Origin of the sequence: Streptomyces sp. NPDC020742 (genome assembly GCF_040641675.1) — a bacterium.
In the GTDB taxonomy this organism is placed as follows: domain Bacteria; phylum Actinomycetota; class Actinomycetes; order Streptomycetales; family Streptomycetaceae; genus Streptomyces.
Genome location: NZ_JBFAEA010000008.1, coordinates 79,779 through 101,296 on the forward strand (window position 1 = coordinate 79,779; position 21,518 = coordinate 101,296).

Annotated in this window: 16 protein-coding genes; 9 read left to right on the top strand and 7 right to left on the bottom strand. The window is 71.5% G+C overall.

The window, feature by feature from the left end:
* Positions 1-11: 11 nt before the first annotated feature.
* Positions 12-1,775 (bottom strand): aspartate--tRNA ligase, encoded by a 1,764-nt coding sequence (aspS, locus tag AB0G84_RS16635; protein WP_361320705.1) that lies wholly within the window; start codon positions 1,773-1,775, stop codon positions 12-14.
* 279 nt (positions 1,776-2,054) lie between these two features.
* Between aspS and AB0G84_RS16640 the strand changes: the two genes are divergently transcribed.
* A complete protein-coding gene (locus AB0G84_RS16640) occupies positions 2,055-4,226 on the top strand; it encodes a SpoIIE family protein phosphatase (RefSeq protein ID WP_361320707.1) in 2,172 nt (723 codons plus the stop codon).
* Here the strand turns inward: AB0G84_RS16640 and AB0G84_RS16645 are convergent.
* From AB0G84_RS16645 to AB0G84_RS16655, 3 genes are all read right to left on the bottom strand, one after another.
* Positions 4,148-5,302: an AI-2E family transporter gene (locus tag AB0G84_RS16645; protein ID WP_361320709.1), complete on the bottom strand. Its 1,155-nt coding sequence runs from the start codon at positions 5,300-5,302 to the stop codon at positions 4,148-4,150. The two genes, AB0G84_RS16640 and AB0G84_RS16645, sit on opposite strands and share 79 nt — an antisense overlap.
* Positions 5,303-5,415: 113 nt before the next feature.
* Positions 5,416-6,369 (bottom strand): pirin family protein, encoded by a 954-nt coding sequence (locus tag AB0G84_RS16650; protein ID WP_361320711.1) that lies wholly within the window; start codon positions 6,367-6,369, stop codon positions 5,416-5,418.
* 204 nt (positions 6,370-6,573) lie between these two features.
* A complete protein-coding gene (locus AB0G84_RS16655; protein WP_361320713.1) occupies positions 6,574-7,053 on the bottom strand; it encodes an SseB family protein in 480 nt (159 codons plus the stop codon).
* Between the two features lie 165 nt (positions 7,054-7,218).
* On the opposite strand from AB0G84_RS16655, the gene AB0G84_RS16660 reads away from it, so the two are divergent.
* The 6 genes from AB0G84_RS16660 to AB0G84_RS16685 all read left to right on the top strand — a co-directional run bounded on the left by AB0G84_RS16660 (position 7,219) and on the right by AB0G84_RS16685 (position 15,901).
* On the top strand, positions 7,219-9,045 hold the full coding sequence (locus AB0G84_RS16660) for an acyl-CoA dehydrogenase (protein WP_361320714.1): 1,827 nt from the start codon (positions 7,219-7,221) through the stop codon (positions 9,043-9,045).
* Positions 9,046-9,344: 299 nt separating this feature from the next.
* Entirely contained in the window at positions 9,345-10,640 is a 1,296-nt protein-coding gene (locus tag AB0G84_RS16665) for a M18 family aminopeptidase (protein WP_361320716.1), read from the top strand.
* A gap of 1 nt (position 10,641) precedes the next feature.
* Positions 10,642-12,690 carry a BTAD domain-containing putative transcriptional regulator gene (locus AB0G84_RS16670; protein WP_361320718.1) on the top strand — a complete coding sequence of 683 codons (2,049 nt, stop codon included), beginning with the start codon at positions 10,642-10,644 and terminating at the stop codon, positions 12,688-12,690.
* Between the two features lie 125 nt (positions 12,691-12,815).
* Entirely contained in the window at positions 12,816-13,622 is an 807-nt protein-coding gene (locus tag AB0G84_RS16675) for a DUF4232 domain-containing protein (protein WP_361320720.1), read from the top strand.
* A 532-nt stretch (positions 13,623-14,154) separates the two neighbouring features.
* Positions 14,155-15,114, top strand: a complete 960-nt coding sequence (locus AB0G84_RS16680) for a helix-turn-helix transcriptional regulator (protein WP_361320722.1) — start codon at positions 14,155-14,157, stop codon at positions 15,112-15,114.
* Positions 15,115-15,244: 130 nt separating this feature from the next.
* On the top strand, positions 15,245-15,901 hold the full coding sequence (locus AB0G84_RS16685) for a DUF4232 domain-containing protein (protein WP_361320724.1): 657 nt from the start codon (positions 15,245-15,247) through the stop codon (positions 15,899-15,901).
* A 78-nt stretch (positions 15,902-15,979) separates the two neighbouring features.
* Here the strand turns inward: AB0G84_RS16685 and AB0G84_RS16690 are convergent, their stop codons facing one another.
* Complete coding sequence (locus AB0G84_RS16690) at positions 15,980-17,785, bottom strand: thioredoxin-like domain-containing protein (protein ID WP_361320726.1); 1,806 nt, start codon at positions 17,783-17,785, stop codon at positions 15,980-15,982.
* 64 nt (positions 17,786-17,849) lie between these two features.
* Here AB0G84_RS16690 and AB0G84_RS16695 point away from each other — a divergent pair, with 64 nt between their 5' ends.
* Positions 17,850-18,380 carry an LURP-one-related family protein gene (locus tag AB0G84_RS16695; protein WP_361320728.1) on the top strand — a complete coding sequence of 177 codons (531 nt, stop codon included), beginning with the start codon at positions 17,850-17,852 and terminating at the stop codon, positions 18,378-18,380.
* A 173-nt stretch (positions 18,381-18,553) separates the two neighbouring features.
* Positions 18,554-19,378: a maleylpyruvate isomerase family mycothiol-dependent enzyme gene (locus AB0G84_RS16700; protein WP_361320730.1), complete on the top strand. Its 825-nt coding sequence runs from the start codon at positions 18,554-18,556 to the stop codon at positions 19,376-19,378.
* Positions 19,379-19,447: 69 nt separating this feature from the next.
* On the opposite strand, the gene AB0G84_RS16705 is transcribed toward AB0G84_RS16700, so the two are convergent.
* Complete coding sequence (locus AB0G84_RS16705) at positions 19,448-20,797, bottom strand: MFS transporter (protein ID WP_361320732.1); 1,350 nt, start codon at positions 20,795-20,797, stop codon at positions 19,448-19,450.
* Positions 20,794-21,477, bottom strand: a complete 684-nt coding sequence (locus AB0G84_RS16710; protein WP_361320734.1) for a GntR family transcriptional regulator — start codon at positions 21,475-21,477, stop codon at positions 20,794-20,796. The genes AB0G84_RS16705 and AB0G84_RS16710 overlap by 4 nt, the downstream gene beginning before the upstream one ends.
* Positions 21,478-21,518: the final 41 nt, after the last annotated feature.

Genomic DNA, 21,518 nt, shown 5'->3' on the forward strand with positions numbered 1-21,518 from the left:
TCCGCCGGCGGCTACTTCGCCTGCGGCTTGCGGACCGTCAGATGGAGCTCCTTGAGCCGGGTCTCCTCCAGCTCGGTCGGCGCGCCCATCATCAGGTCCTGCGCGTTGCCGTTCAGCGGGAACGCGATGGTCTCGCGGATGTTCGGCTCGTCCGCGAGCAGCATGACGATGCGGTCGACGCCGGGGGCGATACCGCCGTGCGGCGGGGCGCCGAAGCGGAAGGCGCGCAGCATACCGGCGAACTGCTGCTCCACGGTCTCCCGGTCGTAGCCCGCGATCTCGAAGGCCTTGATCATGATCTCGGGCTCGTGGTTCCGGATCGCACCGGAGGACAGCTCCACGCCGTTGCAGACGATGTCGTACTGCCAGCCCAGGATGTCCAGCGGGTCCTGGTTCTCCAGCGCCTCCAGGCCGCCCTGCGGCATGGAGAAGGGGTTGTGGGAGAAGTCGATCTTGCCGGTCTCCTCGTCCCGCTCGTACATCGGGAAGTCGACGATCCAGCAGAAGCGGAAGACGTTCTCCTCGAAGTGGCCGGCGCGCTTGGCCGCCTCGACGCGGACCGCGCCCATGATCTTGGAGACCTCGTCGAACTCACCCGCGCCGAAGAAGACCGCGTGACCGGCCTCCAGGCCGAGGCGCTCGGTGAGGACCTTGACGTTCTCCTCGGTCAGGAACTTGGCGATCGGGCCGGACAGCGCACCGTCCTGGCCGACGCGCACCCAGGCCAGACCCTTGGCGCCCTGCTGGACCGCGAAGTCGCCGAGCTGGTCGAAGAACTTGCGCGGCTGGTCCTGCACGGCCGGCACCGGCAGTGCACGGACGTGCTTGCCCGCGAAGGCCTTGAACTCCGAGCCCTCGAAGACGTCCGAGATGTCGACCAGTTCCAGCTGGGCACGCAGGTCCGGCTTGTCGGAGCCGTACTTGAGCATCGCCTCGCGGAACGGGATGCGCGGGAACGGCGAGGTGACGTGGCGGCCGCCGCCGAACTCCTCGAACAGCTCGAACATCAGCTTCTCGACCGGCTGGAAGACGTCCTCCTGCTCGACGAAGGACATCTCGATGTCGAGCTGGTAGAACTCGCCCGGCGAGCGGTCCGCGCGGGCGTCCTCGTCCCGGAAGCAGGGGGCGATCTGGAAGTAGCGGTCGAAGCCCGAGATCATCAGCAGCTGCTTGAACTGCTGCGGGGCCTGCGGCAGCGCGTAGAACTTGCCCGGGTGGAGGCGCGAGGGCACCACGAAGTCACGGGCGCCCTCCGGGGAGGTGGCGCTGAGGATCGGCGTGGCCATCTCGTTGAAGCCGAGGGTCGTCATCTTGTGACGGATGGCCGAGATGACCGCGGAGCGCAGCATGATGTTGCGGTGCATCCGCTCGCGGCGCAGGTCGAGGAAGCGGTACTCCAGGCGCTTCTCCTCGTTGACGCCGTCGTCGGCGTTGATCGTGAAGGGGATCTGCTGGGCGGCGCCCAGGACCTCGACCTCACTGGCCTCGATCTCGATCTCGCCGGTGGGCAGCTCGGGGTTGACGTTGTCGGCGCCGCGCGAGACCACCCGGCCGTCGACGCGGACGACGGTCTCCTTGGTCAGCTTGTCCAGCACCTCGGCGGCCGCGGTGCCGGGGCGGGCCACGAGCTGCGTGATGCCGTAGTGGTCGCGCAGATCGATGAAGAGGATGCCGCCCAGGTCACGTCGATTGTGCAGCCAGCCGCTGAGGCGGACGTCCGTGTCGACGTCCGCGGCTCGGAGCTCGCCGCAGTTATGGGACCGGTACCGGTGCATCGCTCATCCAAGTCGTCGCGAGTGTCGAGGTGAGGAGTTGTCGGGCAGGGAGGAGAGGGAGCGGGGCACGGGCTCGGACGCCCGGTCGCTCTCCCGTCGGTCACCCGAAAGGCCACCCCAGGATTGGCATAACCGCTCCAGGTTACCGTCCCGACCCCGAGCTCTCGTTGACATATACGCATCACAGCAGCCGGAGCCGGGAGCGGCGGCGCCGGACTGGGAGCAGGGTCACGCCCGCCTCTCTGGTCGGCCCTCGCCAAACGCACCTAAAGTGAGGCAATGCGCACCGAGGACCTCCTGGCCGCCATCGCGACCGGCCTGTGGCGCTGGGACAACGCCTCGGGCCGGGTGGCCCTCGATGCCGAGGCGGCCCGGCTGCTGGGGCTGCCCGCCGAGCCGGTGGAGCTCAGCGAGGCGGCCGTACGCTCCCGCTTCCACCCCGTCGACTTCGCCGAGATCAACGGGATCGTCCGGCTCGCGGTGGCCGAGGAGACGCTCGCCGAGGCCCGGCTGCGCATCGTGGACGAGCGCGGGCGGGTGCTGCGCATCGTCCGCTCCCGCTCCCGGCCCCGGACGGTCGACGGGGACTTCGAGCTGGTCGGCACCCTCCAGGAGGTGCCCGAGCCACAGCCCGGGACCTCCGCGGCGCACACCCCGATCACCGGCGACTGGCGCCGCTCCCGGGAGGCCTTCCTGCTGGACGCCGGACGGGCGCTGGCCGAGGCGCGGTCCACGGCCGAGGTGCTGCGGGTGGCGGCCGGGCTCGCCATGCCCGGCTTTATGCCGGACGGGCTGGCGGTCTTCGGCATCGAGGGCGACCGGCTCTCGGTGATCGGCCACCACGGCCACCGCCCCGGCGACGAGCGGCCCTTCCTCGGCATGCCGCTGGAGTCCGACTACCCGGCCGCCGAGGTCATCCGCACCGGCAGGGCCCTCTACCTGCCCAGCCCCGAGGAGTACCGCCGCCGCTTCCCCGCCACCTGGCCGCTGGCCGCCCGCTTCGGCCGTACGTCCTGGGCGTTCTTGCCGCTGGTCAACGCGGGACGGACGATCGGCGCGTGGATGGCCGGGTTCGCCCAGCCGGTCGCCTTCACCCCCGACGAGCGCGCGGTGCTGACCACCGTCGCCCGGATGCTGGCCCAGGCACTGGCCAGGGCCGGCGTCCAGGAGGAGCAGCAGGAGCTGGCGCTGGGGCTGCAGCGCAGCATGATGCCCACGGTGCAGCCGGACATCCCGGGGATGACGGTGGCGGCCCGCTACGTCCCGACCGGCGGTGGACTGGAGGTGGGCGGCGACTGGTACGACATGATCCCGCTGCCGTCCGGACGGATCGCGCTGGTCATCGGGGACGTCCAGGGGCACGACGTACGGGCCGCCGGCCTGATGGGGCAGCTGCGGATCGCGCTGCGCGCCTATGCCTCCGAGGGGCACCACCCCGACGCGGTGCTCTCGCGTGCCTCCCGATTCCTGGCCGGGATCAACGAGACCGAGTGCCGCGGCCACGGCGAGGACCAGCGCTTCGCGACCTGTCTGTACATCGAGGTGGACCCGGCGACCGGGCTGCTGGACATCGCCCGGGCCGGCCACCCCGATCCGGCGATCCGGCTGGCCGACGGCACGATGCTGGTGCGGCCCACCGCGGGCGGACTGCCGCTGGGCATCGTCCCGGACGCCGACTACCCCACCACCCGGCTCGTCCTGGAGCCCGGCGAGACCATGGTGGTCTGCACCGACGGGCTGATCGAGACCGGCGGCCACGACCTGGAGACCGGCTGGGCCCGGCTGCGCGACCTCATCGAGTCACATGAGGGCAACCAGGACGGCGAGAGCCTGGAGCGGCTGGCCGATGCGCTGGTGCAGGCCGTGCACGGGCCGTCCTCGCACCACACCACCGGACCGCTGGTGGACCGCCGCGAGGACGACATCGCCCTGCTGCTGCTCAGCCGCGACGGGGCCAGCTGCGGGGTGGGCACCGGAGGCCTGCTGCCGCAGCAGCCGGTGCGGCGGACGGTGCTCTCGGTCGCCCAGGCCGAACCGGAGCGGATAGCCGAGGCGCGCCGGCAGGTCCGCGAGGTGCTGCACGACTGGGCCGATCCGGACCAGGTCGACTCGGCGGTGCTGATGGTCTCCGAGATGGTCACCAACGTCCTGCTGCACACCGACGGGGATGCGCTGCTGGTCGCCGAGATCTCCGGCCCGCACGGCGCCCGGCGGATCCGCGTCGACGTCTCCGACGGCAGCGACGAACTGCCGCACCGCCGCAGCCCCGGGGAACTGGCCTCCTCGGGCCGCGGGCTGGTGCTGCTGGAGCTGCTGGCCGGCGCCTGGGGGGTGGATCCGCGCGGGGACGGCAAGTCGACGTGGTTCGAGCTCTACGAGGACGCGGCGGAGGCGGCGGGACCGGTGTCGCCGGGTTCCGCACCGGCATCGGAGTCCGAACCCGCGGCATAGTGCTCGCGCAGCTCGTGCAGCACACCGGTGACCGCGGCGGTCAGCGGCACGGACAGCAGCATCCCGAGGATGCCGGCGATGCTGGCGCCCGCCGTGATCGCCAGCAAGACGGTCGCCGGGTGCATCCGGACCGTCCGGCTCTGGATCATCGGCTGGAGCACATGGCCCTCCAGCACCTGCACGGCGAGGACCACCCCCAGCGCCCACAGCGCGATCACAAAGCCACGGTCGGCGAACGCCACCAGCACCGCGACCGTGCCCGAGATGAGGGCGCCGAGGTAGGGGATGTAGGCGCCGACGAAGACCAGCGCACCCAGGCCGGCGGCGCCCGGCACCTTCAGGACCAGCAGTCCGACGGTGATGCAGAGCGCGTCGATCAGCGCGATGAAGGTGGTGCCGCGCATAAAGCCCTCGATGGACCGGAAGCCGCGGCGGGCCATCCGCTCCAGCTGCGGCGCCGAGCCGCCGGGCGCCCAGCCGTGCAGGGCGCGCACCGCCTTGTCCGAGTCCCGCAGGAAGAAGAACGTCAGCAGCAGGGCCAGCACCGAGGCAGCGATGAACTGGCCGACGACGCTGACACCGGCCAGCAGCCCGGACGCCGCGGCGCCGCCGAACTTGGAGGCCAGGCCCTTGGCGTGGGAGACGAGGTCCCCGAACGAGGTGCCGGCGACACCGAGGGCCTTGGAGAGGCCCTCGGCGGCGTCCTTGAGCGAGGCGAGGATCTGGTCCCCGGTGTCGACCAGCGCGCTGACCACGATGTAGCCGGCGCCACCGACCACCAGCACCAGGACGGCGCAGGTCAGTCCGGCCGCCAGCGAGTGGTTGAGCCGCATCGCCACCAGCCGCCGGTAGAGCGGTCCGAGCAGCGCACTGCCGAGCAGCGCCAGCAGTACGGGGGTGACCGCCGCGCTCAGGAAGACGCACAGCCACACCACGAGGGCCAGGACGGCCGCGATCAGCAGCCCGACCAGGCACCAGGCAGCGGCCCGCCGGGCCGCGACCGGCAGCAACGGCTTGTCGGGCGGCGGCCTTTCCCCCGCACTGCCCCCTTGGTCATGATCCGAGTCGTTTCGCACCCTGACAGTCCACCACGGCGAGGGGGCCGGGAGCGGCCCCCGAACGGAAGCGGGGCGGTGTTTCACGTGAAACACCGCCCCGCACCACACCGGCGCCCGCGTCCGACGAAGCGTCAGCGCGCGTCGGCGGGGATCGTGCCGAGCCGCCCGGCCTGGAAGTCCTCGAAGGCCTGGGCCAGTTCGGCGTGGGTGTTCATCACGAACGGGCCGTAATGCATCATCGGCTCGCGGATCGGGCGCCCACCCAGCAGCACCACCTCGAAGTTGGGGCTGCGCGACTCCTGGCTCTCCTCCGCCCGGAGCGTGATCGCGTCGCCGGCACCGAACACCACCGCCTGCCCCATACGGAACGGGCGCCCCTCGGCACCGGCCGTGCCGCGCCCGGCCAGGGCGTAGGCGAGGCCGTTGAAGTCCTGCCGCCAGGGCAGGGTCACCTCGGCGCCCGGGTTCACGGAGAGGTGCATCATCGTGATCGGGGTGTGGGTGACCCCCGGCCCCTGGTGGCCGTCGACCTCACCGGCGATCAGCCGCAGCAGCGCACCGCCGTCGGCCGAGGTCAGCAGCTTGACCTTGCCGCCGCCGATGTCCTGGTAGCGCGGGGCCATCATCTTGTCGCTCTTCGGCAGGTTCACCCACAGCTGGAGGCCATGGAAGAGACCGCCGGACATCACCAGCGCCTCCGGCGGCGCCTCGATGTGCAGCAGACCCGAGCCGGCCGTCATCCACTGGGTGTCGCCGTCGTTGATGGTGCCGCCACCACCGTGCGAGTCACGGTGCACAAAGGTGCCGTCGAGCAGGTACGTGACGGTCTCGAAGCCGCGGTGCGGGTGCCAGGGCGTGCCCTTGGCCTCTCCGGGCGCGTACTCCACCTCGCCCATCTGGTCCATCATGATGAACGGGTCGAGGTGCTTGTAGTCGATGCCGGCGAACGCCCGGCGCACGGGAAAGCCCTCCCCCTCGAAACCGCTCGGAGCGGTGGCGACGGCCAGCACGGGACGGGTGTGCGCGGCGGCAGGTGCCGCCACACGCGGCAGGGTCAGCGGGTTCTCTACGGTCACAGCGGGCATCACGGCCTCCTCGATGATGCGGCCAACTTAGTTGAATCCTTAACAACCCGCAAGGCATGTGGCATTCCCGCCCGCGTTGACGCAGGTCAGCCGGGCATTCATCAGGAACAGGCAACGCACCGAAGGCCGTCGACGGCCCGAAACGGCGACGGCCGACCGCCCGCACGGTGCGGGTGGCCGGCCGGTCGGACCGAGCGGGGACTGCTAGCCGTACATCCGGCGCATCGCGAAGTCGACCATCTGCTCCACGGCCTTGGCGTCGAAGACCATCCGGTGGTCGCCCTCCATGTCGAGGACGAAGCCGTACCCGGTGGGCAGCAGATCGAGCACCTCGGCACCGGTGATCACGAAGTACTTGGACTCCTTGCCCGCGTACCGCCGCAGCTCCTTGAGCGAGGTGAACATCGGGATCACCGGCTGCTGGGTGTTGTGCAGCGCCAGGAAGCCGGGGTTGTCACCGCGCGGACAGTAGACCTTGGACGTGGAGAGGATGCCCTGGAAGTCCTCGGCGGACATCGAGCCGGTGGTGAAGGCGCGGACCGCGTCGGCGAGCGAGGGCGGGGACGGCTCGGGATACAGCGGCTGCTCGCCGTAGCCACCGGGGGCCGATTGCTGCGGCGGGGGAGGCGGTGGCGCGCCGTACTGCTGCTGCCCGGCACCCGCGTTCTGGTCGTAGCCGTACATGCGCCACAGCGTACTGAGTCGGGGGTTCGCCGGGGGACGCTCGTCACAGATGGGCGTAAGGGGTTGATTCTTATTACCCGCGGGTAGCATCATTTGGCTACTAGCCGGTATTGCGTCTGAGGTCCCGCCTTGGGTCCTCTCCCGAACCCCTACGGAGCCGTACCCATGGGCCACTACAAGTCGAACCTCCGCGACATCGAGTTCAACCTCTTCGAGGTGCTGGGCCGTGACAGCGTGTACGGCACCGGACCGTTCGCGGAGATGGACGTCGACACCGCCAAGAGCATCCTGTCCGAGATCACCCGGCTGTCCGAGAACGAGCTCGCCGAGTCGTTCGCCGACGCCGACCGCAACCCCCCGGTCTTCGACCCGGAGACCAACACCGCGCCGGTCCCGGACACCTTCAAGAAGAGCTACCAGGCGTTCATGGACGCCGAGTGGTGGCGGCTGGGCATCCCGGAGGAGATCGGCGGCACCACCGCCCCCCGCTCCCTGCTCTGGGGCTTCGCCGAGACCATCCTGGGCGCCAACCCGGCGGTCTGGATGTACGCCTCCGGCCCCGCCTTCGCCGGTGTGCTCTTCGAAGAGGGCACCGAGGAGCAGCACCGCATAGCCCAGCTGATGGTGGACAAGCAGTGGGGCTCCACCATGGTGCTGACTGAGCCGGACGCCGGTTCGGACGTCGGCGCCGGCCGCACCAAGGCCACCCAGCAGGAGGACGGCTCCTGGCACATCGAGGGCGTGAAGCGCTTCATCACCTCCGGTGAGCACGACATGTCCGAGAACATCGTGCACTTCGTCCTCGCCCGCCCCGAGGGTGCCGGTCCGGGCACCAAGGGTCTGTCGCTGTTCATCGTGCCGAAGTTCGACTTCGACTGGGAGACCGGCGAGCTGGGCGAGCGCAACGGCGCCTACGCCACCAACGTCGAGCACAAGATGGGCCTGAAGGCCTCCAACACCTGCGAGATGACCTTCGGCGCCAACCACCCGGCCAAGGGCTGGCTGCTGGGCGAGAAGCACGACGGCATCCGCCAGATGTTCAAGATCATCGAGTTCGCCCGGATGATGGTCGGCACGAAGGCCATCGCCACCCTCTCCACCGGCTACCTCAACGCGCTGGAGTACGCCAAGGAGCGCGTGCAGGGTCCGGACCTGGCGGCCTTCACCGACAAGACCGCTCCCCGCGTCACCATCACCCACCACCCCGACGTGCGCCGCTCGCTGATGACGCAGAAGGCGTACACCGAGGGCATGCGCGCCCTGGTGCTCTACACCGCCACCGTCCAGGACGAGATCCTGATCAAGGAGGCCGCGGGTGAGGATGCCAGCGCCGCGCACCGCCTGAACGACCTGCTGCTCCCGATCGTCAAGGGCTACGGCTCGGAGAAGTCCTACGAGCAGCTGGCGCAGTCGCTGCAGACCTTCGGCGGCTCCGGCTACCTGCAGGAGTACCCGATCGAGCAGTACATCCGGGACGCCAAGATCGACACCCTCTACGAGGGCACCACCGCGATCCAGGGCCAGGACTACTTCTTCCGGAAGATCGTCCGCGACCAGGGCCAGGCCCTCACCGTGCTGTCCGACCAGATCAAGCAGTTCCTCGCGGACAACACCGGCGGCGAGGAGCTGGCCCAGGCCCGCGGCGAGCTGGCCAAGGCCGCCGCCGACCTGGAGGCGATCGTCGGCGCCATGCTGGGCGACCTCGCGGCGACCGAGAAGGACGTCAAGTCCATCTACAAGGTCGGCCTGAACACCACCCGCCTGCTGTTGGCCTCCGGCGATGTCGTCATCGGCTACCTGCTCCTCAAGGGCGCGGCGGTGGCCGCCGGGAAGCTGGCCGGCGCCTCGGCGAAGGACAAGCCGTTCTACACCGGCAAGATCGCCGCGGCGAAGTTCTTCGCGCACAACGTCCTGCCGGGCGTCGGCGTCCAGCGCGGGCTGGCCGAGTCCGTCGACCAGTCCCTGATGGAGCTCGACGAGGCCGCGTTCTGAGAACGGTGCCCGCGGCCCGCCCGCGGCGTTCTTAGAGGTCTCTCAGATTGAGTGTCCACACTGACGGTGCCCGCCTCTCTTCCCCCGGAGAGGCGGGCTTCGTCATCCTCGACCCCGGGGCCCGCGCCCGGCCCATACGGCCGCTGCGCCGCATACGGCCGCCCCGAGCTTCGAAACGATCGGAATCGTTCATTCCATTTAGGTTTTCGACCTGCAATGCCGACATCGTGGCCGGAAGGGAACGGAGTCACGTCGTACACACACCGGGAATGCGGGGTCCGGCTCCTTATGCTGAATCCATGACCAATTCCGTCCGCTTCGATCGCGGCCACACCGACGACCTGATGTCCTTCCTCGCCGCCAGTCCGTCGCCCTACCACGCGGTGGCCAATGCGGCGGAGCGGCTGGAGAAGGCCGGCTTCCGGCAGGTGGCGGAGGTCGACGCCTGGGACGGCGAGAGCGGCGGCAAGTACGTGCTGCGCGGCGGCGCGATCATCGCCTGGTACGTGCCGGAGGGCGCGGACGCGACGACTCCGTACCGAATTGTGGGGGCTCACACCGACTCTCCCAATCTGCGGGTCAAGCCGATTCCGGATACCGGCGCCCGCGGCTGGCGGCAGATCGCCGTCGAGGTCTACGGCGGCACCCTGCTCAACACCTGGCTCGACCGCGACCTGGGGCTGAGCGGACGGGTGACCCTGGCGGACGGCAGCCACCGGCTGATCACCGTCGACCGGGCGTTGCTGCGGGTGCCCCAGTTGGCCGTGCACCTGGACCGCTCGGTGAACGCCGAGGGCCTCAAGCTCGACAAGCAGCGCCATATGACGCCGATCTGGGGCCTGGGCGAGGTGGCCGAGGGCGATCTGATCGCGTTCGTCGCCGAGGAGACCGGCGTTCCGGCCGAGGAGATCAAGGGCTGGGACCTGATGGTGCACAGCATCGAGCCGCCGTCCTATCTGGGCCGTGACCGTGAGCTGGTCGCCGGCCCCCGGATGGACAACCTGCTCTCCGTGCACGCCGGTACCGCCGCACTGGCCGCCGCTGCCGGCACCGGCAGCCGGCTCACCGGCATTCCGGTGCTGGCCGCCTTCGACCACGAGGAGAACGGCAGCCAGTCCGACACCGGAGCGGACGGGCCGTTGCTCGGCACGGTGCTGGAGCGCTCGGTCTTCGCCCGCGGCGGCTCGTACGAGGACCGGGCACGGGCCTTCGCCGGCACCGTCTGCCTGTCGTCGGACACCGGCCACGCCCTGCACCCCAACTACAGCGAGCGGCACGACCCGGGGCACCACCCGATGCCCAACGGCGGCCCGATCCTCAAGGTCAACGTCAACCAGCGCTATGCCACCGACGGCAGCGGCCGGGCGCTCTTCGCGGCGGCCTGCGAGCGCGCCGACGTGCCGTGGCAGAGTTTCGTCTCCAACAACTCGATGCCGTGCGGCACCACCATCGGTCCGATCACCGCCGCCCGGCACGGCATTGCGACGGTCGACATCGGCGTCGCGATCCTGTCCATGCACTCGGCACGTGAGCTGTGCGGCGCCGAGGACCCGTACCTGCTGGCGAACGCCCTGACGGCCTTCCTGGAGGGCTGAGTTGGAATTCTCACTGCTGGGCTCGATCACCGTGGCGACCGGCTCCGGAGAGCTGGCGCTCGGGCCTGCCAAACGGCGCAGTGTGCTGGCGCTGCTGTTGCTGCAGCCCAACACCACCGTTCCGCTGGAGCAGTTGATCGACTCCCTGTGGGAGGACGAGCCGCCCGAGCACGCCCGTACGGTCGTCCAGGGTCATGTCTCGCGGCTCCGCGCCACGCTCGCCGAGGGCGGCGCGCAGGCGTACGGCATCGAGCTGACCACCCACGGCTCCGCCTATCTGCTGCGGCTGCCGGAGGAGTTGATCGACGCCCACCGGTTCGGAGAGCTGGTGACGCTGGCCCGCCCCGAGGCGGCGCCGGCCGATGCGGTACCGCTGCTGCGGGAGGCGCTGGGGCTGTGGCGCGGCCCCGCGCTGACCGGCACCGTCACCAGTCCGCCGTTCGCCGCCGCGGCCCACGCCCTGGAGGAGCGCCGGCTGACGGCCGTGGAGGCGCTGGGCCGGGCGCACGGTGCCCTGGGTGAGCACGAGCAGGCCGCAGCGATCCTCTACTCCGCGGCCGTCAACCACCCGTTGCGGGAGGGGCTGATCGCCGGACTGATGCGGGCGCTGTTCCGTACCGGGCGGCAGTCCGATGCCCTGGAGTGGTTCCACCGCACCCGCCGGCTGCTCAACGAGGAGCTGGGCGTCGATCCGGGCGAACGGCTGCGCGGTGCGTACGAGGAGATCCTGCGGGCGGAGGCAGCGAGCGAGCAGCAGCGCGCGGCCGCTCCGGCGAAGGGAGCGCGCCCCGCGGGCGACGGCTCCGCGGGCGCACCCTCGTTTCACGTGAAACACGACCGCAGCGGGCAGGTGCCCGCCCAGGGCTCCACCGAGGCGAGCGGCCCCGGTGGTCCGGCCGCCGGCACCCCTCCGCCGACGGGGCCGGGCAGTGCTCCGGAGGGTACGGCCGACGGGGCCGCACCGGGGAGCCCGGCTGGGCGGGGCGGTGCGGCGCCGCGGCTGCTGCCCAGGCCGCCGGCGCGCTTCCTCGGCCGCGAGGAGCAACTCCATGCACTGACCGAGGTGTTGCTGGACCGTACGCCCGGGGAGAGTCCGCTGGCGGTGGTCGCGGGCCCGGCCGGTGTAGGCAAGACCGCGTGCGCCGTGCAGTGGGCGCACCTGCACGCCGGCTCCTTCCCCGACGGCCAGCTCTTCGCCGATCTGCGCGGCTTCGGCGAGGAGGACGAGGCTCCTCCGGCCGAGATCCTGCGGGACTTCCTGCTGGCGCTCGGCACGCCCCCGGACCGGGTGCCCGGGTCGGCGCAGGCCGCCTCCGCGCTCTTCCGGTCGCTGGTCGCCGAGCGCCGGCTGCTGGTCGTCCTCGACAATGCCCGCAGTTCGGCACAGGTCCGGCCGCTGCTGCCCGGCGGCCCGCACTGCGCCACGGTCGTCACCAGCCGCAGCCGGCTGGACGGCCTGGTCGCCACCGACTGGGCCCGGCCGGTCGGCCTACAGGCGCTGGGGTATGAGGAGGGCGCCGCGCTGCTCGGCGCCATGCTCGGCCCACAGCGGGTGGCCGAGGACCCCTCCGCCGCCCGGGAGTTGGTCGATCTGTGCGACGGGTTGCCACTGGCGCTGCGGGCCGCGGCCGCCCAGCTGACCGCCCGGCCGCGCTGGCGGCTGGCCCGGCTCGCCTCGGCCCTGCGCGACGAGCGGCGCCGGCTGGCGCTGCTGTCGGCGGAGGACACCGGGATGGCGGCGGCGCTACGGATGTCGGTCGCCCGGCTGTCGGCGGACGACGCCCGGCTGCTGTCCGCGCTGGCGACCAGTGCGGACGGGCATCTCAACGCATCGGTGGCGGCGGCGCTGGCCGGCTACGACCAGGAGCGCACCCAGGACGGTCTGGAGCGGCTGGCCGAGATGCACCTGGTGGACGAGGAGGCCACCGATGTCTACACGATCAGCACGCTGACCCAGCTCTTCGCGCGGGACGAGCGCGGGGACGGTGGGGGGAGCGGCGGCCGGAGCGGTCCGGGTGGCCGCGACGGCACCGGGGACGGGACCGACTGATCCCCGCACGGCGTGCCCGGGACGGCGCCCGGGGGGGGGCGTTAGGCGCACGTTAGTGGGACGCCAACGGCGGGCGGCATCGTGGTCAGTACACCGCAGGACCACCAACCCGGGGGAGACCGGAGATGCCGCGCCGTCAGACCCACACCAGCACTGTCCGTACGGCCGGCACCGCCCGCCGTCGTACGCTGCGGGCCGCCGCGGCCGGGCTGACCGCGGCGGCCGCGCTCACCCTCACCGCATGCGGCCAGGACAACCCGCTGCAGACCAGCGCCGCCAAGCCGTACCACCCGGGGCCGTGGGAGGCCCGGTCCGCGGCAGTCCTGCCGGCGGCGCAGGACAACCGGCCGGTGGCGCACGACGACGGGGCGGAGCTGAGCGGCACCCGGCCCGACGGCGGAGACCGGGAGCAGAACGCGGCGAGCGGTCAGAGCACCGGGGCCGGACGCCGCACCGCCGACGGGACGGACGGCGCGGGCCACGGCGGCGGCACCGCCCCCGTCCGGCACTCCGCCTGCGACGCCGATGCGGTACGGATCGTCGCCAAGCCGCTGGAGCGGCCGGTCGGTCACCTGCTGCTGAGGGCCACCAACACCTCCGGCGCCGCCTGCGACCTCTACCTCGCCCCCCATCTGCAGTTCGACGGGGCGCAGTCCCCGCTCGCCGAGCTGGCGGACAGCAAGCCGGCGGCCCTGGTCACCCTGGCCCCCGGAGAGTCCGGCTACGCGGGCGTGCTGACCTCGTCCGCCGACGGCTCCGGCCGGCACGGCCGGGCCGTGTCCTCCCTGTCCGTGAGCCTCCCGGGCCGCGACGGCAAGGGCAGCATCGGCGGTGCGAGCGCCGTGCCGCTCCCGGGCGGTGCGGTGTACGTGGACGACAGCGCCTGGGTGACGTACTGGCAGGCCGATCCGGGCGATGCCCTTGCGTGGTGAGCCGGCCGGCTGAGCCGCCACCCCAAAAAGCCAGGGCGCCCGTTTCCCCCCGCGGGCGCCCTTTCTCCTGCCCACCGTCCCGTCATGTCCCGGGCGGTGGCCCGTCCTTTCCCTGGCGGTGGCCCGTCCTGTCCCGGACGGTGGCCCGTCCTGTCCTGGCAGCACGCACCCGGCGGACACCGCACCGGCAAGGGACCACCGCACCGCTCCGGGAGGCGGGAAGCCCGCCCGGCGGGCGCCACTCCGCAGGTCCGTGGTCCGCACGCTCCGGCCCGCGATCGCCGCGGCCGGCATCGGTGTCGCCGGGGTGCGCGGGGTACGCGGGGTGCACCCACGCCGTCCCGTCGCGTTCGGCGGCTGACCCGAGCCGCCCCCCGGCCGGACCGGATCCGCGGTTTCACGTGAAACATCCGTGTGTTTCGCGTGAAAGGTCACCGATCGATCGGGGTCACCTCCGGATCGTGTAACGAGGGGCACTTCCGTCACAGGGGAGCGGAAGTGCCCCTCGCGCGCGCATGCCCGCTGTGCTGGAATGCGGGACGTGCCTGGCCATCAGAACCACGCCGCAAATTCCCGTCGCAAGCCCCTGGCCCCTCTTCCCCACGAACTCTCCGGCCCGTTACGGGACTTCGCCGCCGCCCTCCGCCGGATGCACGGTGAACTGGGCTACAGCCTGAAGGAGTTGGAGGGCCGACTGCCCGCCAGCCGCTCCGCCCTCTCCCGCTACCTGCGCGGCCGGAGCCTGCCCGACGAACGGCTGCTGGTGCAGTGGTGCAAGCTCTCCTTCACCGGCAAGGACCGGCTGCCCGCCCTGGTCGATCTGCTCCACCGGGCGCAGGAAGCGGCCGATGCGGGCGAGCGGGGCGCAACCGCCCCCTCCCCGGGCGAGGTCACCACCACAGGGGAGACCACCACCACAGGGGAGACCGCAGCCACGGGAGAGACCGCCACCGGGGAGCAGGCGCCGCACGGCGGGGACGGCGCCGTATCGCCGGCCCGGCGCCTGCTGCGGCTGGCGCTCGCCGCACTCGGCACCGCCGCGCTACTCATGGCCGCCGCGCTGGCCGTCCTGGCGTTGACCCAGCCGGACGACGACGTCGAGAGCCCGGTACCCCGGCTCCCCGCCCGGGGCACGGGGTCCGCCCTGATCACCGTCCACAACGTCGAACGGGACTGCCAGGGCAAACGGACCGCGCACTGCGCCCTCTCCCTGGCCCGGGATCCCTACCGGCCCTACCGGCGCCCCAATGTCGTGGGACACGTCTGGCACGGCGATGAGCTGCACGCGGTGTGCCGCATCGCCAACGGTGTGACCGTCACCGACGAGGTGGGCGGGCACAGCAGCACATGGTTCCGAATCAAGTACGACGGACAGCAGAGGTGGGTCCCGGGCATCCGGATCCGACCGGAACAGCTGGAAAACACCGCATTGCCCAGTTGTCCGGAATCAGCCCCCACCGCACCGCCCACTTCCCGCCTATCAACGCCCTGACCTGCGATGACACCCCGACCACCGGGCACTCGCCAAACCCACCCTGGCGCATTAGGCCGCAGTGGATATCGTGGCCGTGCCATGACAGACCCACCTCGCTGACCGCAGCGACCCACTGGGGGAACCACCCATGACCGCACGCCGCTCCCGCAGCCGCTCCGCCGCCTACGCCGCACTGGCCCTCGGGCTGGCCGGCTCGCTGGCGCTGACCGGCTGCAACAGCCACTCCTCGAAGAATGCGAAGAAGTCGAAGAAGTCCTCCTTCTCGTCCTCCAAGAGCAAGAAGCGCAAGATCATCGGTGGTGGCGCGGCCGCGGCGGGAGCGGGAGCGGCGGCGACGCGGGTGCCCGACTGCTTCCCCAGCACCTACAAGGTCACCTTCTCCCAGCAGACCGGCCCCAAGAGCCATGTGACCGTGAAGTTCAAGAACACCACCAGCCGCGACTGCAAGCTGTACAACGCCCCGCTGCTGCGCTTCACCAACGCCAAGGACCCGCTGCCACTCCAGCAGGGCGCCCCCGGCCACGTCGACGGCACCCGCATCACCGTGCCCTCCAACGGCTACGCCTACGCGGTGATCCCCACCAACACCGCGGCCGCCAAGGGCACCGCGCAGAAGTCGGTGACCATCGACTTCATGGGCATCTCGTCGACCTCCGTCACCCGCGGTCCGGTCACGGTCGACTTCGCGGAGAAGCGGCTGCACATCTCCGTCGGCAAGAGCAAGGTCACCAACTGGTCGTCGAGCGTCCACGGCGCCGAACTCGCGGCCGGCGTGGGCAACTAGACCCTGTCGGCCGGGGCCGGGACTGCCCGGCAGTCCCGCCTGGGCCGGTGCGGCGGGCCCGGGCGGCAGGCCCGCCGGTTACGCGTCCAGTCCCGCCAGAACCAGCCCCAGCCGGGCCGTCCCGCCGTCGGTGACCTCCACCGGGACGCCCCAGTCCTGCTGGTGCACATGGCAGGCGGGGTACTCGATGTCCGGGTCGTCATCGCAGGATGCGGCCATCGCCGAGACGTGCAGCACGCCCTCGGTCACCCCGTCCGCGAGCACCAGGTCCCGGGCGAGGTCGGTACCGGCGCCGGCGCCCTCCGCGAGCAGCTCCGGCGGGGTGGCGCTGACCAGCAGCCGCGTCGAGGGGCCGTACCGGGTGTCCAGTTTCTGGCCCGCCGGGGCCTGGAAGACCACCTCCAGCCGCAGCGCGCCCGGCGCGACCTCCGTGGCCGCACGCTGGGTGCGGTGCGCCACCGACTCCACGCGCACCGCCTCCTCGGGCAGCCGCAGCCGGGTCAGCCGGTGCCGCGCCGACTCCACCACCACGATGTCGTCGCCGACCAGCACCGCGTCGGACGGCTCGCGCAGATCCGTCGCCAGCGTGCTGACCTCGCCGCTCGCCGGGTCGAAGCGGCGCAGCGCGTGGTTGTAGGTGTCCGCGACGGCGACCGAGCCGTCGGGCAGCGCGGTCACGCCCAGCGGATGCTGCAGCAGCGCCTGGCCGGCGGCGCCGTCACGGTGCCCGAAGTCGAAGAGACCGGTGCCCACGGCCGTACGCACCACATGGCCGTCGCCGTCCGCGGCGGGCTCCACCCAGCGGACCGCGCTGGTCTCCGAGTCCGCCACCCACAGCCGGTCGCCGGCCGCCGCGAGCCCGGACGGCTGGGCGAACCAGGCCTCGGCCGCCGGGCCGTCCACCAGGCCCTCGTTGGTGGTGCCGGCCGCCACCTCGACCGTGCCGGTGGCCGGGTCGTAGGTCCACAGCTGGTGCACCCCGGCCATCGCGATCCACAGCCGGTCCCGCCACCAGGCGACGTCCCACGGTGAGGAGAGCGCCACCTCCAGGGCCGGGCCCGAGGTCGGCGAGCCCTGCCACCACTGCGTGCCGGTGCCGGCCATCGTCTCCAGCGCACCGGTCTCCGGGTCGAACACCCGCAGGGCGTGGTTGACGGTGTCCGCGACGGCGACCCTGCCGTCCGGCAGCAGCGCCAGGCCCTGCGGTTCGTTGAAGGAGTCCGGCGTCAGGCCGCGTTCGCCGCTGCCGATCCGGCGCAGTACCCGCTCACCGTCCTCGGCCAGCTCCACCAGTTGGTGCCGGGTGGTGTCGGAGACCAGGAAGCCGCCGCCCGGCAGCCGTACGGCCTTGCCGGGGAAGCGCAGGTCGGTGGCGACCGGCTCCGGCGGCACGTACGGGCCGTCGCCGCGGCGCAGGGTGCCCTTGGCGCCGTGCTCGGCCGCCAGCTCCTCGATGAGCGCCGCGAGGGCGTGGGCGTGCCCCTCACCGGCGTGCTGGGCCACCACATAGCCCTCGGGATCGATCACCACCAGCGTCGGCCAGGCCCGCACCGCGTACTGCTTCCAGGTGGCGAGCTCGGGATCGTCGAGGACCGGGTGCTCCACGCCGTACCGCTCCACGGCGTCCACCACCGCCTGGTGGTCGGCCTCGTGCACGAACTTCGGGGAGTGCACGCCGATGATCACGACGGTGTCGCGGTGGCGCTCCTCCAGCTCCCGCAGCTCGTCCAGGACGTGCAGACAGTTCACACAGCAAAACGTCCAGAAATCCAGGACGACAATGCGTCCTCGCAGGTCGGAGAGGGTGAGTTCCTTGTCGCCGGTGTTCAGCCAGCCGCCCTTGCCGGTCAGCTCGGGGGCCCGGACGCGTGCACGTGAAGCCATGTCGACATTCAACGTCACTCCGGTGCGTGCGCATTCCGCCGGGGCACCGGGGAACAGGTCAGCCATGCAGCCAACCCCCGGGGGCCCGCCCCCGCGCTCCCGCAAGTACCTCGTACGCGACCGGATCTTCGGCATCGGCGACGACTACTGGATCGTGGACGAACACGGCCACCACGCCTTCCTCGTCGACGGGAAGGCACTGCGGCTGCGGGAGACCTTCGAGCTGAAGGACCCCGACCGCCGGGTGCTGATCACCATCCGGAAGAAGATGCTGGCCCTGCGCGACACCATGACGATCGAGCGGGACGACCAGCCGCTGGCCACGGTCCGGCGCAAGCGGCTCTCGCTGCTGCGCAACCACTACCGCGTCGAGCTGGTGGACGGCACCGAGCTGGACATCAGCGGCAAGATCCTGGACCGGGAGTTCGCGATCGAGTACGACGGCGAGCTGCTCGCCGAGATCTCCCGCCGCTGGCTGACCGTGCGCGACACCTACGCCGTCAATGTCGTACGGGAGGACGCGGATCCGCCGCTGCTGATCGCCCTCGCGGTGTGTGTGATCCGGCTGGCCGAGCGGGAGCGCGGCGAGGACTGAGGACCGGGCGCGGCAGGGGCGCCGCGACCCTCTGAGGGAGGGGCGCCGTGGCCCTCTGCGGCAGGGGCACATCCGCCTACGATGGTCATCCGAAAGCACTGCCGGGGTGCCCGTGCGCAGCGTAACTTAACTGCACAGACAGCAGCCCGCGTACGAACCGTCCGAGGGGTCCCGTGACCGTCCATCCCAGCCTTCAGTCCTCCATCGATGCCTGGACTCACTCCATAGAAGCGATAACCGAGCTGGTCACCCCGCTCGTCGAGGGCGAGTGGAACAAGGCGACATGCCTGCCAGGATGGTCCGTTCGCGATGTGGTCTCCCATGTCATCGGCCTGGAATGCGAAATGCTGGGCGACCCGCGGCCGATCCACACGCTGCCGCGCGACCTCTACCACGTCCGCAGCGAATCGGCCCGCCGCATGGAGGTACAGGTCGACGTCCGCCGGCACCACACCGCGCCGGAGATGCTCAGCGAACTCGAATACACCGTCATCCGTCGCTCGCGACAGCTGCGCAACGAGTCCCGCCAGCCGGACGCCGTGGTGCGCAGCCCGCTCGATGAGGACCGTTCGCTGGAATTCGTGCTGCAGCAGCGGGCGTTCGACGTCTGGGTGCATGAGCAGGACCTGCGCCGGGCGCTCGGCAAGCCCGGCAATCTGGACTCCCCCGGCGCCCATGTGACACGGGATCTGCTGGTGAAGGCGCTGCCCGGTGTCGTCGCCAAGAGGGCCCAGGCGCCGACCGATTCGGCGGTGGTCTTCGATGTCGGCGGAGCGCTGGAGTTCCTGCGCACGGTCCGCGTCGACGCCGAGGGCAAGGCCACGATCGACGGCAGCGTCTCGCTCGGCCCGACCGTGACCCTCGCGCTGGACTGGGACCTCTTCCACCAGCTGGCCTGCGGCCGGGTCCGTCCGGCCGCCGTCGCCGAGCAGCTCAAGATCGATGGCGACCGCGAGCTCGCCGACGCCATCCTGAACAACTTCGCGGTCACGCCGTAGCGGCCCGGCCGGGAGACGGGGCGGGGGTGATCCGGCGGTGACGTTTCACGTGAAACAGCCCCCGCCGCCTCATGCCGGTACGTGCACCGCCTCCACCCGGCTGACCACCAGCCTTTCGCGCTCGCGCTGTGCGGCACTGCGGCGCAGGCGGAGTATCTGGCAGAGCCCCACGGCCTCCAGGACGAAGAGCGAGGCCAGCGCGATCCGGTAGTTGTCGCCGGTCGCATCCAGCAGCACACCGACGGCCATCAGGGTCGTCATCGAGGCGGTGAACCCGCCCATGTTGACGATGCCGGAGGCGGTGCCCTGACGCTCGGGCGGATTGGCAGGCCGGGCGAAGTCGAAGCCGATCATCGAGGCCGGACCGCAGGCACCCAGCACCGCGCACAGCGCGACCAGCAGCCCCATTGGCGCATGATCGGCCGGCCAGCACAGCACCAGCGCCCACATCGACGCGGTGGCGGCGACGGTGCCGAGGGCCAGCGGCATACGGGCGGCGTGGTGGCGGGCGATGACCTGTCCGTAGACCAGGCCCACCGCCATGTTGGAGAGCACCACGAGCGTGAGCAGCTCCCCGGCGGTACCCCGGGACAGGCCCTGGGCCTCGACCAGGAACGGCAGTCCCCACAGCAGCAGGAACACCATCATGGGGAACTGGGTGGTGAAGTGCACCCACATGCCCAGCCGGGTGCCGGGCTCTCGCCAGGCCTCGGCGATCTGCCGCCGTACGAAGCCGGCGCCGGAGTGCGCGGCCGGCGCCGGCGGGGGCTCGAAGCCCTCGGGGTGGTCCTTGAGGAAGAGCAGCAGCACGATCAGCACGAGCACCCCGCCGGTCGCGCTGGCGGCGAAGGTGGGCGTCCAGCCGAAGGTGTGCAGGAAACGGGCCAGAACGAGGGTCGAGACCAGGTTCCCCGCCATCCCGACCAGCGCGGCGATCTGGGCGATCATCGGGCCGCGGCGCGCCGGGAACCAGCGGGAGCCCAGCCGCAGCACGCTGATGAAGGTCATCGCATCGCCACAGCCGAGCAGCGCCCGGGAGCCAAGCGCCATGGAGTACGACACGGAGAGCGCGAAGCCGAGCTGGCCGAGGGTGTAGAGCACCACCCCGAGCGTCAGCACCTTCTTGGCGCCGAGCCGGTCGACCAGCAGGCCCACCGGGATCTGCATCCCCGCGTACACCAGCAACTGCAGGATGGAGAAGGTCGAGAGCGCCGAGGCGTTGATGTGGAAGCGCTCGGCGGCGTCCAGCCCGGCCACACCGAGGCTCGTACGGTAGGTGATCGCCACGAAGTAGACCGCGACGCCGATGCCCCAGACCGCCACGGCCTGTCGACCGCCGGGCGGGTCGAGGGGCAGCAGCCGGGCGGAGGAGCCGCCTATGCCGGAGCCGCCGGAGCCCTCCGCTCCGCCGGCGCTCATCGCACCTCTCCCTGCGCGAGGTTGCGGACCCAGCTGACGTGCCGGTGCACGGCCTCGGTCGCGGCGTCCGCATCGCCGGCCTCCAGCGCCTGGAGGATCTCGGCGTGCTCGGCGATGTTCTTGGCGATCCGGTCCGGGTGGGCGTGCATCACCGCAACGCCCATCCGCAGCTGACGGTCGCGCAGTTGCTCGTAGAGCCGGTCCAGGATCTGGTTGCCGGCGCTGCGCACGATGGCCGCGTGGAAGGCGCGGTCAGTGACGGAGACGGCGGCCAGATCGCCGGCGGCGGCCTGCGCCCGCATGGTCTCCAACAGCTCGGTCAGCTCCTCGACCAGCGCCCGGCTCGCGGGCACCGCCTTGGCCGCGGCGTGCTGCTCCACCAGCAGCCGGGTCTCCACGACATCCGCGATCTCCTGCGCGGAGACCGGCAGCACCATCGCGCCCTTCTTCGGGTAGAGCTTGATCAGTCCCTCGACCTCCAGCCGCAGCAGCGCCTCCCGCACCGGCGTCCGGGACACCCCCACGGCATCGGCCAGTTCGCCCTCGGTGAGCAGCATGCCGCCCTCGTAACGCCGGTCCAGGACGGCGTCCTTGATGTGCGCATAGACCCGCTCGGCGGCGGGCGGCGGCTTGGCGGCGGGATCTCTGACGGGAGGGGCGGAAGTCGGTGCAGAGGGCATGCACACAGGATAGATACAACAGGTATCCGTCCGGCACCCCC